General features: G+C 71.2%; 16 protein-coding genes. 14 read left to right on the top strand and 2 right to left on the bottom strand.

Translation table 11 applies throughout. The features are described from left to right. The 8 genes from murG to HNQ79_RS00800 all read left to right on the top strand — a co-directional run bounded on the left by murG (position 1) and on the right by HNQ79_RS00800 (position 7,291). Complete coding sequence (murG, locus tag HNQ79_RS00835; protein ID WP_185025710.1) at positions 1 to 1,095, top strand: undecaprenyldiphospho-muramoylpentapeptide beta-N-acetylglucosaminyltransferase; 1,095 nt, start codon at positions 1 to 3, stop codon at positions 1,093 to 1,095. A gap of 30 nt (positions 1,096 to 1,125) precedes the next feature. Further along, on the top strand, positions 1,126 to 1,929 hold the full coding sequence (locus tag HNQ79_RS00830; protein ID WP_185025708.1) for a cell division protein FtsQ/DivIB: 804 nt from the start codon (positions 1,126 to 1,128) through the stop codon (positions 1,927 to 1,929). A 275-nt stretch (positions 1,930 to 2,204) separates the two neighbouring features. Further along, positions 2,205 to 3,425, top strand: coding sequence for a cell division protein FtsZ (gene ftsZ / locus HNQ79_RS00825; protein WP_185025706.1), 1,221 nt, complete (start codon positions 2,205 to 2,207; stop codon positions 3,423 to 3,425). 14 nt (positions 3,426 to 3,439) lie between these two features. Next, positions 3,440 to 4,174, top strand: coding sequence for a peptidoglycan editing factor PgeF (gene pgeF, locus HNQ79_RS00820; RefSeq protein WP_185025704.1), 735 nt, complete (start codon positions 3,440 to 3,442; stop codon positions 4,172 to 4,174). Positions 4,175 to 4,177: 3 nt separating this feature from the next. After that, positions 4,178 to 4,933, top strand: coding sequence for a YggS family pyridoxal phosphate-dependent enzyme (locus tag HNQ79_RS00815; protein ID WP_185025702.1), 756 nt, complete (start codon positions 4,178 to 4,180; stop codon positions 4,931 to 4,933). Between the two features lie 121 nt (positions 4,934 to 5,054). Further along, on the top strand, positions 5,055 to 5,666 hold the full coding sequence (locus tag HNQ79_RS00810) for a cell division protein SepF (RefSeq protein ID WP_185025699.1): 612 nt from the start codon (positions 5,055 to 5,057) through the stop codon (positions 5,664 to 5,666). Between the two features lie 82 nt (positions 5,667 to 5,748). Then, entirely contained in the window at positions 5,749 to 6,045 is a 297-nt protein-coding gene (locus HNQ79_RS00805; RefSeq protein ID WP_185025697.1) for a YggT family protein, read from the top strand. Positions 6,046 to 6,094: 49 nt separating this feature from the next. Further along, on the top strand, positions 6,095 to 7,291 hold the full coding sequence (locus HNQ79_RS00800; RefSeq protein WP_185025695.1) for a DivIVA domain-containing protein: 1,197 nt from the start codon (positions 6,095 to 6,097) through the stop codon (positions 7,289 to 7,291). 190 nt (positions 7,292 to 7,481) lie between these two features. Here the strand turns inward: HNQ79_RS00800 and ileS are convergent, their stop codons facing one another. Beyond that, the gene (gene ileS, locus HNQ79_RS00795; protein WP_185025692.1) at positions 7,482 to 10,658 is read right to left on the bottom strand and encodes an isoleucine--tRNA ligase; all 3,177 of its coding nucleotides are present in this window, start codon (positions 10,656 to 10,658) and stop codon (positions 7,482 to 7,484) included. A 586-nt stretch (positions 10,659 to 11,244) separates the two neighbouring features. On the opposite strand from ileS, the gene HNQ79_RS00790 reads away from it, so the two are divergent. The 5 genes from HNQ79_RS00790 to HNQ79_RS00770 all read left to right on the top strand — a co-directional run bounded on the left by HNQ79_RS00790 (position 11,245) and on the right by HNQ79_RS00770 (position 16,448). After that, entirely contained in the window at positions 11,245 to 12,069 is an 825-nt protein-coding gene (locus tag HNQ79_RS00790) for a TraR/DksA family transcriptional regulator (RefSeq protein ID WP_185025690.1), read from the top strand. A gap of 255 nt (positions 12,070 to 12,324) precedes the next feature. After that, positions 12,325 to 13,044, top strand: coding sequence for a signal peptidase II (lspA, locus tag HNQ79_RS00785; RefSeq protein WP_185025688.1), 720 nt, complete (start codon positions 12,325 to 12,327; stop codon positions 13,042 to 13,044). A 145-nt stretch (positions 13,045 to 13,189) separates the two neighbouring features. Continuing rightward, positions 13,190 to 14,131, top strand: coding sequence for an RluA family pseudouridine synthase (locus tag HNQ79_RS00780; RefSeq protein ID WP_185025686.1), 942 nt, complete (start codon positions 13,190 to 13,192; stop codon positions 14,129 to 14,131). 4 nt (positions 14,132 to 14,135) lie between these two features. Next, positions 14,136 to 14,600, top strand: a complete 465-nt coding sequence (locus HNQ79_RS00775) for a GNAT family N-acetyltransferase (protein WP_185025684.1) — start codon at positions 14,136 to 14,138, stop codon at positions 14,598 to 14,600. A 261-nt stretch (positions 14,601 to 14,861) separates the two neighbouring features. Then, on the top strand, positions 14,862 to 16,448 hold the full coding sequence (locus tag HNQ79_RS00770; protein ID WP_185025682.1) for a Na+/H+ antiporter: 1,587 nt from the start codon (positions 14,862 to 14,864) through the stop codon (positions 16,446 to 16,448). Between the two features lie 194 nt (positions 16,449 to 16,642). On the opposite strand, the gene HNQ79_RS00765 is transcribed toward HNQ79_RS00770, so the two are convergent. Continuing rightward, on the bottom strand, positions 16,643 to 17,863 hold the full coding sequence (locus tag HNQ79_RS00765) for a mechanosensitive ion channel family protein (RefSeq protein WP_185025680.1): 1,221 nt from the start codon (positions 17,861 to 17,863) through the stop codon (positions 16,643 to 16,645). 30 nt (positions 17,864 to 17,893) lie between these two features. Here HNQ79_RS00765 and HNQ79_RS00760 point away from each other — a divergent pair, with 30 nt between their 5' ends. After that, entirely contained in the window at positions 17,894 to 18,463 is a 570-nt protein-coding gene (locus HNQ79_RS00760; protein ID WP_185025678.1) for a dienelactone hydrolase family protein, read from the top strand.

The raw sequence follows: 18,463 nt of genomic DNA, 5'->3' as shown, positions 1-18,463 counted from the left end.
GTGCATGTCGTACTCGCCGGCGGGGGGACCGCCGGCCACATCGAGCCCGCGCTCGCCCTCGCGGACGCCCTGCGCAGGCAGGACCCCACTGTGGGCATCACGGCCCTCGGCACGGAGCGCGGCCTGGAGACCAGGCTGGTCCCCGAGCGCGGCTACGAACTCGGCCTCATCCCGGCCGTGCCGCTGCCCCGCAAGCCCACCCCTGAACTGATCACCGTTCCCGGGCGGCTGCGCGGCACCATCAAGGCCGCCGAGCAGATCCTGGAGCGCACCAAGGCCGACTGCGTCGTCGGCTTCGGCGGCTACGTGGCCCTGCCCGGCTACCTCGCGGCCAAGCGCCTCGGGGTGCCGATCATCGTCCACGAGGCCAACGCCCGCCCCGGCCTCGCCAACAAGATCGGTTCCCGGTACGCGGCGGCCGTCGCCGTCTCCACCCCCGACAGCAAGCTGCGCGGCGCCCGCTACGTGGGCATCCCGCTGCGCCGCTCCATCGCCACTCTCGACCGGGCCGCCGTGCGCCCCGAGGCGCGCGCGGCGTTCGGGCTCGACCCGAACCTGCCGACGCTGCTGGTCTCCGGCGGCTCGCAGGGCGCCCGGCGCCTCAACGAGGTCGTCCAGCAGGCCGCCCCGTACCTCCAGCGCGCCGGAATCCAGATCCTGCACGCGGTCGGGCCGAAGAACGAACTGCCGCGCGTGGACAACATGCCCGGTATGCCGCCCTACATCCCGGTACCGTACGTGGACCGGATGGACCTGGCGTACGCCGCGGCCGACATGATGCTCTGCCGCGCGGGCGCCATGACGGTGGCCGAACTCTCCGCCGTCGGGCTGCCGGCCGCCTACGTCCCGCTGCCCATCGGCAACGGCGAACAGCGGCTGAACGCGCAGCCGCTGGTCAACGCGGGCGGCGGACTGCTGGTGGACGACGCACTGCTCACCCCCGAGTGGGTGCAGGGCAACGTCCTGCCGGTGCTCTCCGACCCGCACCGGCTGTACGAGATGTCGCGCGCGGCCTCGGAGTTCGGCCGCCGGGACGCCGACGAGCTGCTCGTCGGCATGGTCTACCAGGCGATCGCAGCACACCGGGCCGGCTGACCGGCCCCCGACGCAGGAGGCGGCACCCACGTGGCCGGACCGACGACCCGCGAACGCGGCGCACGACAGCAACCGGGTCCGGCCACCCCCCGCCCGCCCCGAACGGGGCGCCCGGGGGGGCGGTTTCGGCTTCCGGTGAGCCGCCCGGTCGTCCTCCTCCTCGCGGTCGCCGTGCTGCTCGCCGGCGGCGGGGTCTGGGTGCTCTACGGCTCCCAGTGGCTGCGCGTGGAGCGGGTGACGACCAGCGGCACCCGGGTCCTGTCACCCGACGAGGTGCTCCGGACCGCCGCCGTGCCGACCGGTGTGCCCATGATCTCGGTCGACGCCGGTGCCGTGGAGGGCCGTCTGCGCGCCGAGCTGCCGCGCATCGACACGATCGATGTGGTCCGGGCCTGGCCGCACGGAATCGGACTGAAAGTGACGGAGCGAAAGCCGGTGCTCCTCGTCGAAAAGGGCGGGAAGTTCACCGAAGTGGACCGCAACGGTGTGCGGTTCGCCACTGTGACGAAAGCTCCGGACGGGGTACCCCTCCTGAAATTGGCGGCCCAGCGCTCCCCGAGCCTGCGCCGGTTCGGCGAGCAGCGTCTGCTGGACGAAGCGGTGCGCGTCACCGGTGAACTCCCGGCCGCCGTGGCCCGTAACCTGACGGCGGTGAAGGTGACTTCGTACGACTCGATCACACTGGAACTCGGCTCCGGCCGCAGCGCCTTCTGGGGCAGCGGCGAGGACGGTGCGGCGAAGTCCCGTGCGCTGCTCGCTCTCATGAAAGCAGTGCCCGGAGCGGGACACTTCGACGTAAGTGCCCCCACCGCCCCTGCCGCGTCCGGGAGTTGACGGGTCTTTGGGCCGGTCAGGCCCCTGGTTGGTCAGGGATATGGGTGATCACATAGGGTGAAAAGAAAAACGGGAGGTTCGGCGTGTTCGTTGAACGCGCACCACTTGTCGACTTAGTGTCCTGTTCGGAAGAGTCCAAGGAACAGACACACTGGTAACCCTAAACTTCAGCGTTAGGGTTCGGGTCGGCGTTCGGACCGTCCCAAATCGGCATCAGTCGTCGCGGCGCTGCAAACTCCGTGGCGGCACGTAAATCGAGGCGAGAGGCCTTCGACGTGGCAGCACCGCAGAACTACCTCGCAGTCATCAAGGTCATCGGTGTCGGCGGCGGTGGTGTCAATGCCATCAACCGGATGATCGAGGTCGGTCTGAAGGGCGTCGAGTTCATCGCCATCAACACCGACGCGCAAGCGCTGTTGATGAGCGACGCCGACGTCAAGCTGGACGTCGGCCGCGAACTCACCCGAGGACTTGGCGCAGGCGCCAACCCCGACGTCGGCCGCAAGGCGGCCGAGGACCACCGCGAGGAGATCGAGGAGGTCCTCAAGGGGGCCGACATGGTCTTCGTGACGGCAGGCGAAGGCGGTGGCACCGGAACCGGTGGCGCCCCCGTCGTCGCCAACATCGCCCGCTCGCTGGGCGCCCTGACGATCGGCGTGGTCACCCGCCCGTTCACCTTCGAGGGCCGGCGGCGCGCGAACCAGGCGGAGGACGGCATCGCCCAGCTCCGCGAAGAGGTCGACACCCTCATCGTCATCCCCAACGACCGGCTCCTGTCGATCAGCGACCGTCAGGTCAGCGTGCTCGACGCGTTCAAGTCGGCCGACCAGGTCCTGCTCTCGGGCGTCCAGGGCATCACCGACCTGATCACCACCCCGGGCCTGATCAACCTCGACTTCGCCGACGTCAAGTCGGTCATGTCCGAGGCCGGTTCGGCGCTCATGGGCATCGGTTCGGCGCGCGGCGACGACCGTGCGGTGGCGGCGGCGGAAATGGCGATCTCCTCGCCGCTCCTCGAAGCCTCCATCGACGGCGCCCGCGGCGTCCTGCTCTCCATCTCCGGCGGCTCCGACCTCGGTCTCTTCGAGATCAACGAGGCAGCCCAGCTGGTCAGCGAGGCGGCGCACCCCGAGGCCAACATCATCTTCGGCGCCGTCATCGACGACGCCCTGGGCGACGAGGTGCGGGTCACCGTCATCGCCGCCGGATTCGACGGCGGACAGCCGCCGGCCCGGCGCGAGAACGTACTGGGAGCGGGGGCGGGCAAGCGCGAGGAGAGCGCCCCCGTCTCGCGCCCGGCACCGGAGCCGCCGTCGCGGCCGACCGGCATCGGCTCCGTGCCGATCCGCGAGGAGGCCCCGGCCCCGGCCGAGCAGCCCGCACCGGTCAACGAGGTCACCGCGCCGCCCGCTTCTTCGCCGCACGTCCCGCCGGCCCGCCCTTCGTACGCGGACAGCGCGGCCGAGGAGCTGGACGTACCGGACTTCCTGAAGTGACCGGACGCCTCTAAGTGATAGAGCGTTACGACGACGAGAACGGCGCGCACTTCGCCTTCACCGACAGGTGGGGCGGGGTGAGCGCCGTTCCGTACGAGCAGCTCAATCTCGGCGGCGCGGTCGGCGACGACCCCGGCGCCGTACGCGAGAACCGCCGCCTGGCCGCGGGGTCCCTGGGGCTCGACCCGGCGCAGGTGGTCTGGATGAACCAGGTGCACGGGCGGGACGTGGCCGTGGTCGACGGGCCGTGGCCCGCGGGGGCCGTTGTTCCGGCCGTCGACGCGGTCGTCACCGCCCGCAGGGGACTCGCTCTGGCCGTGCTCACCGCGGACTGCACCCCCGTGCTCCTGGCCGACCCGGTCGCCGGAGTCGTCGCCGCCGCGCACGCGGGACGGCCCGGGATGCTCGCCGGGGTGGTGCCCGAGGCGGTGAAGGCGATGGTGTCGCTGGGCGCCGAGCCCTCTCGTACCACCGCCTGGACCGGCCCCGCCGTGTGCGGGCGCTGCTACGAAGTGCCCGAGCGGATGCGCGCCGACGCCGCCGCGATCGAACCGGCGTCCTTCGCCCAGACCAGCTGGGGCACCCCGGCGGTCGACGTGAGCGCCGGAGTGCACGCCCAGCTCGCGGCGCTCGGGGTGCGCGGGCGGTCGCAGTCGCCGGTGTGCACGCGCGAGTCGCGCGACCACTTCTCCTACCGGCGGGACCGCACCACGGGACGGCTCGCCGGCTATGTCTGGTTGGACGGGTAGGACATGACGGACCGTACGGAAGACGCGGGCGCCCGGGGGCTCCCGGAGCGCAAGGACCTGCTCGCCTCGAACCTGGCACAGGTGGAGGAACGTATCTCCGCCGCCTGTGCGGCGGTCGGGCGGGCGCGTGACGAGGTGACCCTGATCGTCGTCACCAAGACCTACCCGGCGAGCGATGTGCGACTGCTCGCCGAACTGGGCGTCCGGCATGTCGCCGAGAACCGGGACCAGGACGCCGCCCCCAAGGCGGCCCAGTGCGCCGACCTGCCGCTGACCTGGCACTTCGTCGGCCAGTTGCAGACCAACAAGGTGCGTTCGGTGGTCGGTTACGCCCAGCAGGTGCAGTCCGTCGACCGGCTGAAGCTGGTGCACTCGCTGTCCGCCGCCGCGGTGCGGGCCGAGCGCGAGGTCGGGTGCCTGCTGCAGGTGGCCCTGGACGCCGGATCGGGCGAACGGGGCGAACGGGGCGGGGTGGCCCCGGACGGCGTGGACGAGCTGGCCGCGGCCGTCGCCGGGGCGCCGGGACTCCGGCTGGACGGGCTGATGACCGTCGCGCCGCTGGCCGGGGAGTACGCCGGGCGTCCACGGGAAGCCTTCGAGCGCCTGCGGGAAATGTCGTCCCGCCTGCGCACCGCTCATCCGGCTGCCACCATGGTGTCCGCGGGAATGAGCGCGGATCTGGACGAGGCCGTGGCCGCCGGTGCGACACATGTGCGCGTCGGCACTGCGGTACTCGGCGTCCGCCCTCGCCTCGGGTAACGTCGCGAAGCAGTCGGACCACAGCAGAAAATATGGTCATCCCCACTATCAGGGACAGGCCCAGTGGATCGCTGGCACTTGGTGACGAGGCCGATCCACCACAGAGCGGAGGACTCAGGAAATGGCCGGCGCTATGCGCAAGATGGCGGTCTACCTCGGCCTCGTGGAGGACGATGGGTACGACGGCCGGGGCTTTGACCCCGACGACGACTTCGAGCCCGAGCCGGAGCCGGAGCGCGACCACCGTCGGCACCAGCCCCCGCACCAGGTCGAGCGGGAGCGGGACGAACCGGTACGAGTGGTGCAGCCCCCGGCCCCCCGCGAGCCCGTACAACTTCCGGTGGAAAGCGGACGACCCGCGCGAATCGCCCCCGTGGCATCCATCACACCCGAACGCCCGAGCCTGGAGAAGAACGCACCGGTGATCATGCCCAAGGTCGTGTCCGAGCGGGAGCCGTACCGCATCACCACACTGCACCCCCGGACCTACAACGAGGCCCGTACCATCGGGGAACACTTCCGCGAGGGCACTCCGGTGATCATGAACCTCACGGAGATGGACGACACCGACGCGAAGCGACTTGTCGACTTTGCCGCAGGACTCGTCTTCGGTCTGCATGGCAGCATTGAGCGAGTGACGCAGAAGGTGTTCCTGTTGTCGCCTGCTAACGTCGATGTCACGGCGGAGGACAAGGCCCGTATTGCAGAGGGCGGTTTCTTCAACCAGAGCTGACGGAGCCGAGAGCAGGACCGACCGGAACAACCGGCCACGAGGCCGGACTGAGGCGAGAGCCAGGGGAGAGGGACGCACGGGAATGGGCATCGCACTGGACGTGATCTACATCGCGCTGATGTGCTTCCTCGTCGTGCTGATCTTCCGGCTCGTCATGGATTACGTGTTTCAGTTCGCGCGCTCCTGGCAACCCGGCAAGGCGATGGTGGTCGTTCTTGAGGCCACTTACACTGTCACCGATCCACCGCTCAAGCTTCTGCGGCGGTTCATTCCGCCGCTGCGTCTCGGGGGCGTGGCACTCGACCTGTCCTTCTTCGTTCTGATGATCATCGTCTACATCCTGATCAGTGTTGTGAACAACATTGGGCGCGGGATGTGAGCGATACGGTCTTGCCGACTGCCGACGACTACGTAGAGGTGAAGAAGAGATGCCGCTGACCCCCGAGGACGTGCGGAACAAGCAGTTCACGACCGTCCGCCTGCGAGAAGGCTATGACGAGGACGAGGTTGACGCCTTCCTCGACGAGGTCGAGTCCGAACTGACCCGACTGCTCCGCGAGAACGAGGACCTGCGCGCCAAGCTGGCCGCAGCGACCCGCGCGGCCGCGCAGAACCAGCAGCAGCAGGGCATGCGCAAGCCGGAGCAGCAGGACAACCGGCCCGGTGGACCGGGTGCGCCCGTCCCCGCGGCCATATCAGGACCGCCTCAGCAGCAACAGCAGCAGCCGCCGCAGATGGGCCAGCCCCAGCTTCCCGGCCCGCCGCAGCTGCCCGCCGGTCCCGGTGGCCACGGTCCCGGCCCGCAGCAGGGCCAGCACGGTCCCGGCCCCATGGGCCAGGGCCCGATGCAGGGTCAGCACGGTCCCGGTCCGATGCAGGGTCAGGGCGGTCCGATGCAGGGCGGCATGGGTCAGGGCATGGGTCAGGGTCCGATGGGTGGTCCCATGGGACAGAACCCGATGCAGCAGCAGCCGCCGCAGCAGCAGATGCAGCAGCCCGGTGGCGACAGTGCCGCCCGCGTGCTCTCGCTGGCGCAGCAGACCGCCGACCAGGCGATCGCGGAGGCCCGCTCCGAGGCCAACAAGATCGTCGGCGAGGCCCGTTCGCGTGCCGAGGGCCTGGAGCGCGACGCCCGCGCCAAGGCGGACGCACTGGAACGGGACGCGCAGGAGAAGCACCGCGTCGCGATGGGCTCGCTGGAGTCCGCCCGCGCCACGCTGGAGCGCAAGGTCGAAGACCTGCGCGGCTTCGAGCGCGAGTACCGGACCCGGCTGAAGTCCTACCTGGAGTCGCAGCTGCGTCAGCTGGAGACCCAGGCGGACGACTCGCTGGCTCCGCCGCGGACCCCGGCCACGGCTTCGCTGCCGCCGGCCCCGCAGATGAGCAGCACGATGGCACCTGCCGGTGCCTCGTCCATGGGTCACTCCATGGGTGGCAACCCGTCGATGGGCGGCCCCTCGATGGGCAACGGCCAGTCGAACGGTGCGCAGTCGTACGGCGGTCAGCAGCAGATGACCCCGGCGATGACCCAGCCGATGGCACCGGTGCGGCCGCAGGGCCAGCAGCCGATGCAGCAGGCGCCCTCGCCGATGCGCGGGTTCCTCATCGACGAGGACGACAACTGAGGCGGTCGGTGCGCGTGATGAGCGCGTAGCCGTCGGCAGGCGAGGGGCGGGCCCCGGGACTTCGGTTCCGGGGCCCGCCCCTTTGCCGTGGGCGCGGGGCTCCGGCGGAGCGCGGTGGAGGGCTTCGCGGGAATGAGCAGGGCCCGGAGGCTGTTGCCTCCGGGCCCTGACGCGTCGGTGACGCGGGCGGTCAGACTTTGCGCAGGTGGAAGGCCAGCGCGAGGGGTTCGTCGGTGAAGGCGGTGCCGAACGTGTCGTCAGCAGCGCCCTCCGCGTACTCCGTGGCCAGGACCTCGTCCGAGATGAGGGAGGCGTGGGCGGTGAGCGCCTCGGTCGTCTCGGGGCTCGTGGAGGTCCAGCGGACGGCGATGCGGTCGGCGACGTCCAGGCCGCTGTTCTTGCGGGCCTCCTGGATCAGTCGGATCGCGTCGCGGGCGAGGCCCGCCCTGCGGAGTTCCGGGGTGATCTCCAGGTCGAGGGCGACCGTGGCACCGGAGTCCGAGGCGACGGACCAGCCCTCGCGCGGGGTCTCCGTGATGATCACCTCGTCGGGGGTGAGGACGATGGTCTCGCCGTTGACGGTGAGGGGGGCCTCGCCGTCGCGCAGGGCGAGGGAGAGGGCTGCCGCGTCGGCCGCGGCCACCGCCTTCGCGACGTCCTGGACGCCCTTGCCGAAGCGCTTGCCGAGGGCGCGGAAGTTCGCCTTGGCGGTCGTGTCGACGAGGGAGCCGCCGACTTCGGACAGGGAGGCGAGGGAGGAGACGTTGAGCTCCTCGGTGATCTGCGCCTGGAGCTCGGGGGAGAGGGCGGCGAAGCCGTTGGCCGCCACCAGGGCCCGGGAGAGCGGCTGGCGGGTCTTGACGCCCGACTCCGCGCGGGTGGCGCGGCCCAGCTCGACCAGGCGGCGCACGAGCGCCATCTGGGTGGAGAGCGTGGGGTCGATGGCGGCCAGGTCGGGCTCCGGCCAGGAGGCGAGGTGGACGGATTCGGGTGCGTCCGGGGTGACGGGGACGACCATGTCCTGCCAGACCCGCTCCGTGATGAAGGGGGTCAGCGGGGCCATCAGACGGGTCACCGTCTCGACGACATCGTGCAGGGTGCGCAGCGCGGCCTTGTCGCCCTGCCAGAAGCGGCGCCGGGAGCGGCGCACGTACCAGTTCGAGAGGTCGTCGACGAAGGCCGACAGGAGCTTGCCGGCGCGCTGGGTGTCGTACGCCTCCAGGGCCTGGGTGACCTGGTCGACCAGGGCGTTCAGCTCGGAGAGCAGCCAGCGGTCGAGGACCGTGCGCTCCGCGGGCGCCGGGTCGGCGGCGCTGGGCGCCCAGGACGACGTACGGGCGTACAGGGCCTGGAAGGCGACCGTGTTCCAGTACGTGAGGAGGGTCTTGCGGACGACCTCCTGGATGGTGCCGTGGCCGACGCGCCGGGCCGCCCACGGGGAGCCGCCGGCCGCCATGAACCAGCGCACCGCGTCCGCGCCGTGCTGGTCCATCAGGGGGATGGGCTGGAGGATGTTGCCCAGGTGCTTGGACATCTTGCGGCCGTCCTCGGCGAGGATGTGGCCGAGGCAGACCACGTTCTCGTACGACGACTTGTCGAAGACCAGGGTGCCGACGGCCATCAGCGTGTAGAACCAGCCGCGGGTCTGGTCGATGGCCTCCGAGATGAACTGCGCCGGGTAGCGCTTCTCGAAGATGTCCTTGTTCTTGTACGGGTAGCCCCACTGTGCGAACGGCATCGAACCTGAGTCGTACCAGGCGTCGATGACCTCGGGCACGCGCGTCGCCGTCAGGGTGCAGCCCTCGTGGGTGCAGCCGAAGGTGACGTCGTCGATGTACGGGCGGTGCGGGTCCAGGGCGCTGTGGTCCTGGCCGGACAGCTCGGAGAGCTCGGCGCGGGAGCCCACGCAGGTGAGGTGGTCGTCCTCGCAGCGCCAGATGGGCAGCGGGGTGCCCCAGTAGCGGTTGCGGGACAGGGCCCAGTCGATGTTGTTGTTGAGCCAGTCGCCGAAACGTCCGTGCTTGACCGAGTCCGGGAACCAGTTGGTCTTCTCGTTCTCTTCGAGGAGACGGTCCTTGACGGCGGTCGTACGGACGTACCAGGACGGCTGCGCGTAGTACAGCAGCGCGGTGTGGCAGCGCCAGCAGTGCGGATAGCTGTGCTCGTACGGGACGTGACGGAACAGCAGGCCGCGGGCGTCCAGGTCGGCGGTGAGCTGTTCGTCGGCCTTCTTGAAGAACACACCGCCGACGAGCGGGATGTCCTCCTCGAACGTGCCGTCGGGGCGGACCGGGTTCACCACCGGCAGGCCGTACGACTTGCAGACGACGAGGTCGTCGGCGCCGAAGGCGGGGGACTGGTGGACGAGGCCGGTGCCGTCCTCGGTGGTGACGTAGTCGGCGTTGACGACGAAGTGGGCCCCCGTGGGGCTGTGCTCATGGGTTCCCTCGCTCGCGCTCGGGAACTCCACCAGCTCGAACGGACGCTGGTAGGTCCAGCGCTCCATCTCGGCGCCGGTGAAGGACTCGCCGGTCACCGTCCAGCCCTCACCGAGGGCCTTCTCCAGGAGGGGTTCGGCGACGACGAGCTTCTCCGTGCCGTCGGTGGCGACGACGTAGCGGACCGTCGGGTGCGCCGCGACGGCCGTGTTGGACACCAGGGTCCAGGGCGTGGTCGTCCAGACCAGGAGCGCGGCCTCACCGGCGAGCGGGCCGCCGGTCAGCGGGAAGCGGACGAAGACCGACGGGTCGACGACCGTCTCGTAACCCTGCGCCAGCTCGTGGTCGGAGAGGCCGGTGCCGCAGCGGGGGCACCAGGGGGCGACCCGGTAGTCCTGGGTGAGGAGCCCCTTGTTGAAGATCTCCTTCAGGGACCACCAGACGGACTCGACGTACTCCGGGTCCATCGTGCGGTACGCGTCGTCCAGGTCGACCCAGTAGCCCATTCGCTGGGTCAGCTCGGCGAAGGCGTCGGTGTGGCGGGTGACGGACTCGCGGCACTTGTCGTTGAACGCGGCGATGCCGTAGTTCTCGATGTCCTGCTTGCCGCTGAAGCCGAGTTCCTTCTCGACCGCCAGCTCGACGGGCAGGCCGTGGCAGTCCCAGCCCGCCTTCCGGCCCACGTGGTAGCCCTGCATCGTGCGGAAGCGGGGGAAGACGTCCTTGAAGACGCGGGCCTCGATGTGGTGGGCGCCGGGCATGCCGTTGGCGGTCGGCGGGCCTTCGTAGAAGACCCACTCGGGGCGGCCCTCGGAGGCTTCGAGGGACTTGGCGAAGACCTTGGCCTGCTCCCAGAAGTCGAGCACGGCGTGCTCCAGGGCGGGCAAGTCGACCTGCGCGGGGACCGGGTTGTACTGGGGCGGTGTCATCGGGCGCTCTTCCTCCGGCGGACTGGTGGCTTCCGTCGGAGGGACGAGAGCGATCGTGCTGCTCCCGCGGTACCACCCTCCTTGACCCCGGACGACGTGCGTCCGCGGCCCCCTCATTAGGGGCGCGATGCCGGGTCTAGTCGTCCGCCCGACTGCGGCGGACTTTCTTCCGGCGGCTCCGGGGTGATGCTTCACGCCGTGCTCGCCCCCGGGCTCTCACCGTCCCCGGGTCGCTCATCGCTGCGTGCGGCGCTACTCGGCCCCATCGACGCCTTTCGCTCCGGCCAGTGTACGGGGCCGCGCAGACGGCGGCAGACAGGTTTTCCGGGGCGGGCGCGGGGGGAGCGCGGGGCGGGGCGTGCGGCGGGAGTGACCCGAATGGCCATACGCGGGCGGGCGGAGTGCGGGCACGCGCGCGTGGGGCGATTACCCGGCGGAGAGCTGGGCACAACGGATGCAGGTTCGTCTCGATACCGCGTGGGGAGGGCACAACCGGCGCAGTCCCCCGTTGCCGCGGCGCTGAGGCCGATTTATCGTCCCAGCACGATTCGCGTGCAAGATCACAAAATGTGAAGGGGCCGCGGCCATGGTGGCTGACAAGACCGCCGGAACGAAGAAGACGGCGTCGAAGAGAACCACCGGAGCGGCGGCCGGAAAGCAGTCCGCCGAGGAGGAGCAGAGCGTGGGGGCGAGCGGCAGCGAGCACGCGGTGGCGCCGGTGAAACGCGCCGCTGCCGGGAAGACGGCGAAAAAGGCGGCGAAGAAGGCCCCGGCGGCGAAGACGGCGGAGACAGCGGTGAAGAAGGCTGCGGCCAAGAGGGCCGTGGCCGGGAAGACGGCTTCGGCGGCGCCCGCCGGAGAAGCCGGGACACAGGCCGCACCCGCGGCCGAGGCGGCGGCCGAGGCCGCGGAGACGGGAGCCGAGACGGTGGTTGCGAAGAAGAGTCCGGGCGGGGCCGCGACGGCCGGGAAGCAGGCGGTGCCGGCAGCGCGTGCGACGACCGGGGCGGTGCCGGGCGAACTGGCCGTACGGCCCGGTGAGGACCCCTGGACCCCGGCGGAGGTCTCCGAGGCGCGGGCCGAGCTGGACAGCGAGATCCTGCGGCTGCGCGCCGAGATCGCGGCCGCCGAGGAGGCGCTGAGCGGGCTGATGCGGGACTCCGGGGACGGGGCGGGCGACGACGACGCCGACACCGGGACCAAGAACATCACCCGCGAGCACGAGATGTCGCTGGCCGCCAACGCCCGCGAGATGCTGGAGCAGACGGAGCACGCGCGGGACCGGCTGGACGCGTGGACGTACGGCGTCTGCGAGAACTGCGGGAAGCCGATCGGGAAGGCGCGGATGCAGGCGTTCCCGCGGGCGACGCTGTGCGTGGAGTGCAAGCAGAAGCAGGAGCGGCGGTACTGAGGGGCGTTCGCGGGGCGTCCCGTCCAGTCCTGCTGCCGCGGCGCTGAGCGGGGCCGGCGTCGGGTGCGGGTGCACCTCCGGTGCGGGCCGGCGCCTGCCCGGGCTCTTCGGCCCGGTCGAGCAGGGGAGACGCCGTCCGCCGCTCGGCGGCCCCCTGCCCCGGAGGCCACGGAAGGGCGGGGTTGTCGGGGCTCGGGGTCCGTACGGGTGTGCCGTACCCTCGTGCTCATTCAGGTTTGAGGGCGAGGGACTTACGTGGCAGAGGCGGAGCGCATCATCGGTACGCCAGATGTGGAAGGAGCCGAACCGGAGCAGCCCTCGAAGGCCGAGAGCGCTGCTGCGGGGCGGGCTGCCGGGGACAGCGCGGGAACAGCGCGAGCCGGGGAGCCCGTCGGCGGGTCAGCGGCCGGTGGGGCCGAGGGCGCGGCGGGCCGGGCCCCGGAGGGGTCCAGCCAGGTTGACGGCGAGGCGGTGCCGGCCGGGCGGGGGAAGCGGAAGCTCGCGGTCCTGTTCGTGATCGCGCTGCTCGCCTACGCCCTGGACCTCGGCACGAAGCTGCTGGTGGTGGCCAAGCTGGAACCCAGTGGCGAGACGATCGACGTGATCGGTGAGCTGTTGCAGTTCCGGGCGATCCGCAATCCGGGCGCGGCGTTCGGCTTCGGCGAGGCCTTCACGATCATCTTCACCATCATCGCGGCCTCGGTGATCGTGGTGATCGCCCGGCTGGCGCGCAAGCTCTACAGCACGCCGTGGGCCATCGCGCTGGGTCTGCTCCTCGGGGGAGCGCTGGGCAACCTCACGGACCGGATCTTCCGTACGCCCGGATTCCTGGAGGGGGCGGTGGTCGACTTCATCGCGCCCGTGAACTTCGCCGTCTTCAACCTCGCCGATTCGGCCATCGTCTGCGGCGGCATCCTGATCGTGATCCTGTCGTTCCGCGGCCTGGACCCGGACGGCACCGTGCACAAGGACTGACGAGGGCCGACGCGGCGCCGGGCGGCGACCCGGGCGTCGGCGCCCGCCCCGGGGGAGGCGGGCGGGGGCAGGTCAGGGGCCCGTCGCCAGGAGGCGGAGGCGGCTTTCGGTAAGGCTTGTCGGTGGGGTCCTGCATACTCGACGGGTGAGTACGATTCCCGAGATCCGCACCCTGCCCGTTCCCGATGGCCTTGAGGGCGAGCGCGTCGACGCCGCCATTTCCCGGATGTTCGGGTTTTCCCGGACCAAGGCGGCCGAACTCGCCGCTGCCGGAAAGGTCCAGGTCGACGGCTCGGTGGTCGGGAAGTCCGAACGCGTGCACGGCGGGGCCTGGCTCGAAGTCGAGATGCCCGCGCCGCCCACCCCCGTACAGGTCGTCGCCGAGCCCGTCGAGGGCATGGAGATCATCCATGACGACGACGACGTCCTGGTGATCGTGAAGCCGGTCGGCGTCGCCGCCCACCCCAGCCCCGGCTGGACCGGGACGACCGTGATCGGTGGTCTCGCCGCCGCCGGGTACCGGATCTCCACGTCGGGCGCCGCCGAGCGCCAGGGCATCGTGCACCGGCTGGACGTCGGCACCTCCGGCCTGATGGTCGTCGCCAAGTCGGAGCGCGCGTACACCTCCCTGAAGACGCAGTTCCGCGAGCGTACGGTCGACAAGCGCTATCACGCGCTGGTCCAGGGCCACCCCGACCCGATGAGCGGCACCATCGACGCCCCCGTGGGCCGGCACCCGAACCACGACTACAAGTGGGCCGTCGTGGCGGAGGGCAAGCCGTCCGTCACGCACTACGACCTCATCGAGGCGTTCCGAGCGGCCTCCCTGCTCGACATCAAACTGGAGACCGGCCGCACGCACCAGATCCGCGTGCACATGTCCGCCCACCGCCACCCCTGCGTCGGCGACGTGACGTACGGCGCCGACCCCACCATGGCCAAGCGTCTGGGGCTGACCCGGCAGTGGCTGCACGCGATGCGGCTCGGCTTCACGCACCCCGGCGACGGCGAGTGGGTCGAGTTCGAGAGCCCCTACCCCGACGACCTGCAGCACGCGCTGGGCGTGATCCGCGCCGAGAGCGAGTGACCCGATGACCTCCTGCACGGTGCGGGTGGCCGAGGGCCCCGAGGACATCGACGCCTGCTTCGCCGTGCGCAAGGAGGTCTTCGTGGTCGAGCAGGACGTGCCCGCCGACCTGGAGTACGACGACCTCGACGCCACCGCGGTGCACGTCCTGGCGGTGACAGCGGACGGGACGCCGCTGGGCACCGGGCGGCTGCTGCACGGGGCGGACGCGGCCGGACGCACCGGTGCGGGGCCCGAGGTCGGCTCGCTGGGCCGGCTCGCGGTCCGGGCGGAGGCGCGCGGGCTCGGCGTCGGCGCCGCACTGGTGCGGGGCATCGAGGACGCGGCCGGGGAGCGGGGGCTGACGGCGATCGACCTGCACGCGCAGGTCGGTGCGCTGGGTTTTTACGAGCGGCTGGGGTACACGGCGTACGGGCCTCAGTTCCTCGACGCGGGAATCGTGCACCGGGCCATGCGCCGCGAGTTCTGACACCGGCCCGCGCGTCCGGGATCCGACACCGACGGCCGGGTGCGGTGCGGCACCGGCGGTCGCGTGCGGGGTGCGGTACGGCCGGGCGGGTGCGGTGTGCGACGCCGGCGGCTGCGCGGTGTGCGTGCCGACGCGCGTGGGTTCCTGGGGCCGGCCGGATCATCCGCTCAGCCCCTTTGTGACCGTTTGACGCGCTTCGTGGCACGCTTGAAGCCTTGATCACCCCAGAGTCACCGTTGCGAGCCGCCCGGAGGGCACCCCGTGGATCAATTGGCGCTGCTGTTCGTGCTGCTGCTCGGAGCGGTCGTCTCCGTTCCGCTCGGAGAGCGACTGGGGCTGCCAGCGCCGGTGCTGATGACGCTGGCCGGGGTGGTGCTGGCGCTCATCCCCTTCGTGCCGAACGTGGAGATCCCGCCGGAGTACATCCTTCCGCTGGTGCTGCCGCCGCTGCTGTACGCGGCCGTGCAGCGCACCTCCTGGCGGCAGTTCACCGCGAACTTCCGGCCCATCCTGCTGCTGGCGGTGGCACTGGTCTTCGTGACGACGGCAGCGGTGGCCGCCGTGGCCAACGCCGTGGTGCCGGGGCTGCCGCTCGCCGCCGCCCTCGCGCTCGGCGCGCTCGTCGCGCCGCCGGACCCGGTCGCGGCGACCGCCGTCGCGGGATCGCTGGGGCTACCCAGGCGGCTGGTGTCGATCCTGGAGGGGGAGGGCCTGTTCAACGATGTCACGGCGATCGTGCTGTACCACGTGGCGATCGGTGCGGCGGTCAGCGGAACGTTCTCCTGGCCGGCGGCCATGGGCGAACTGGTGCTGTCGGCGGTGGTCGCGGTCGCGGTCGGCGGCGGGCTCGGCTGGCTCAGCAACAAGCTGATGGGCTTCCTGGGGGACCCGACCCTCCAGATCGGGCTGACGCTGCTGGTGCCGTTCGTCAGCTACGTCCTGGCGGAGGAGTTCATGGGCTCGGGCGTGCTGGCGGTGCTCGCCTCCGCCCTCTACCTCGCCTCGCACGCGGTCGACGCGGACGACGTGCAGGGGCGGCTCGCCGGACAGACCTTCTGGCAGATCGTGGACACCCTGGTCACCGGCGTCGCGTTCGGTCTCATCGGACTGGAACTGCACTCCGTCTTCGGCCTCGCCGACGGGCGGTTCGGCGAGATGCTGGGCTGGGGTGCGGCCATCGCCGGAACCGTGGTGGGTGTGCGGCTGCTGTGGCTGCTGCCGGCGACCTGGCTGGCCAAGCGGCTGCACAAGCGGCGGGACGTGGACGAGGACATTCCGGTGAGCTGGCGGGAAACCGTCGTCATGTGGTGGTCGGGGATGCGAGGGGTGGCATCGGTGGCGCTGGTGCTGGCGATCCCGCTGAAAACGGACTCGGGGGAGCCCTTCCCGGCGCGGGACGAGATCCTCTTCGTCGCCTTCACCGTGATCATGACGACGCTGGTGCTGCAGGGACTGACCCTGCCCTGGCTGGTGCGCAAGCTGGGCGTACGGGCGGACACCAACGCCGAGCGGGAACTGGAGCACACGCTCGCGGTGCGGGCGGCGAAGGCGGCACGGCGGCGGCTCAAGGAGATCGAAGAGGTGGAGGAACTCCCGGAGGAGGTGTCGGACCGGCTGCTGCGCGGCGCCTTCGACATCGGGGCGCGGATCAGCCCGGACATCGGCGACGACGAGCGCCGGGAGGCGTACGCGTCGCGGGCCGAGCGGGTGAAGGCGATCGGCCGGATCCGCCGCGAGATGATGTCGGCGGCCCGGCACGAGGTGCTGGCGGCGCGGAACGAACCGGGGGTGGACCCCGAGGTGGTGGACCGGGTGCTGCACCAGTTGGACATACGCAGCCTGCGGTGAGGCCCGCCCCCGGCGCATTCGCGCCGGGGGCGACTGCGTCCGAGGGCGCAGTGCGGACGTCAACCCGCGGTCGGTGGCGCTGTACGCCGAGGGCGGCTACCTGCGCGCGGGCGGTAGCCGGAGACGGCGGAGGCCGGACTCCCGTGCGGGCGAGTCCGGCCTCGGTACGCCGCGGGCCGTGTCGTGCGCCGTTTCTAGCCGCGCCCGGTGCGCGTCTGGTGGCCGCGGGCGGCGGCGGCCCGGCGGCCGTCCGCGCGGTCCGCGCCCGGCGGCGGGGCGTCGTCGTCGGTACGGATGTCGGAGTTGTTGGTGTGGATCTCCTCGGCGCGCGGGGCCCGCCCGTTGGGGGAGGCCTGCGACGGCCACTGGCCGCTCGGCGGCGGCACCGCCTCGGCGGTGTTCACCTTCGGCAGGGCGTACGGGTGGTGCGTGCACAGCCAGTCGATGAGCTGCTCGCGCACCGCGCACCGCGCCGTCCATATGTCGTCGGCGTCCTTCGCGGTCACCACCACCCGCACCTCCATGGTGCTCGCGGTGGTGTCCGTCACCGCCAGGCTCCAGTCGCGGCCGTCCCAGGACGGGGTGGCCGCCAGGATCTCCCGCAGCTTCACGCGCATCGCCGCCACCGGGGCCCGGTGGTCGAGCTGGAGGAAGACGGTGCCGGTCATCTGGGCGCCGCCGCGCGACCAGTTCTGGAACGGCTTGCTGGTGAAGTACGACACGGGCATGGTGATGCGCCGCTCGTCCCACGTGCGTACCGCGAGGAAGGTCAGCGTGACCTCCTCGACGACACCCCACTCGCCGTCCACCACGACCGTGTCGCCGAGCCGCACCATGTCGCCGAACGCGATCTGGAAGCCCGCGAAGAGGTTGCCGAGCGTCGACTGGGCGGCGACACCGGCGACGATTCCGATGATTCCCGCGGACGCGAGCATCGACTTCCCGATGGCCTGCATGTCGGGGAAGGTCATGAGCATGGCCGAGACGGCGATGACGCCGACGACCGCCGTCACGATCCGCATGATGAGCGTCACCTGTGTGCGGACCCGGCGGACCCGGGCGGCGTCCCGGGACAGGGACGCGTACCTGGCGTACGTCGACTCGACGACCGTGGACGCGACCCGCACGATCAGCCAGGCCGTCGCGGCGATCAGGACGAGGGAGAGCCCCTGCCCGATGCCCGCCTCGTGCTCCTGGACAAGGGTGAGGTCGGTCTGGTCGTACGCGCCTCTCAGGAAGGCGGTGAGCAGGACGACCATGAGCGGCGGGCGGCAGCGGCGCAGCAGCCCCCACAGAGGGGTCTCGTGGTGGCGTGCATCGGCTCGGCGCAGCACGAGGTCGACGGCCCAGCCGAGCAACAGCGTGAGCACGACCGAGCCGCCCAGAACGATCAACGGGCGCAGTACGTTCTCCATGACTCCGACGCTAACTGGCAGGATTGCGGAATGGACATCATTCTTTTCCACTCCGTCTACGGTCTGCGCCCGGCCGTGCATGCTGCCGCCGAACGGCTGCGCGCCGCCGGGCACCAGGTGCACGTGCCCGACCTCTTCGAAGGGCAAACCGCCGGGAGCGCGGAGGAAGGCCGCGCCCTGATGGAGAAGACCGGCCGCGACGAGCTGCTGCGACGGGCCGTGCTGGCCGCCGCACCGCACTCCGACAAGGGGCTCGTGTACGCCGGGTTCTCCTGGGGCGGGTCGGTCGCGCAGAACCTCGCCATCGGCGACGACAAGGCGCGCGGCCTGCTCCTGCTGCACGGTACCTCGGACATCGCGGAGGGAGCGAGCGTCGACGAACTGCCCGTACAGCTGCACGTCGCCTCGCCGGATCCCTTCGAGTCGGACGACTGGCTGAACACCTGGTACCTCCAGATGCAGCGCATCGGCGCCGACGTGGAGATCTACCGCTACCCGGGTGCCGGGCACCTCTACACCGACGCCGAGCTGCCGGACTTCGACCAGAAGGCCGCGGAGCAGACGTGGAAGGTGGCGGTGGGGTTCCTGGCAACCCTGTAG

Origin of the sequence: Streptomyces candidus, from assembly GCF_014207445.1 — a bacterium.
In the GTDB taxonomy this organism is placed as follows: Bacteria; Actinomycetota; Actinomycetes; order Streptomycetales; family Streptomycetaceae; genus Streptomyces; species Streptomyces candidus.
The sequence above is the reverse complement of the archived record's forward strand: the minus strand, read 5'-3'. Positions and strand labels throughout refer to the sequence as shown.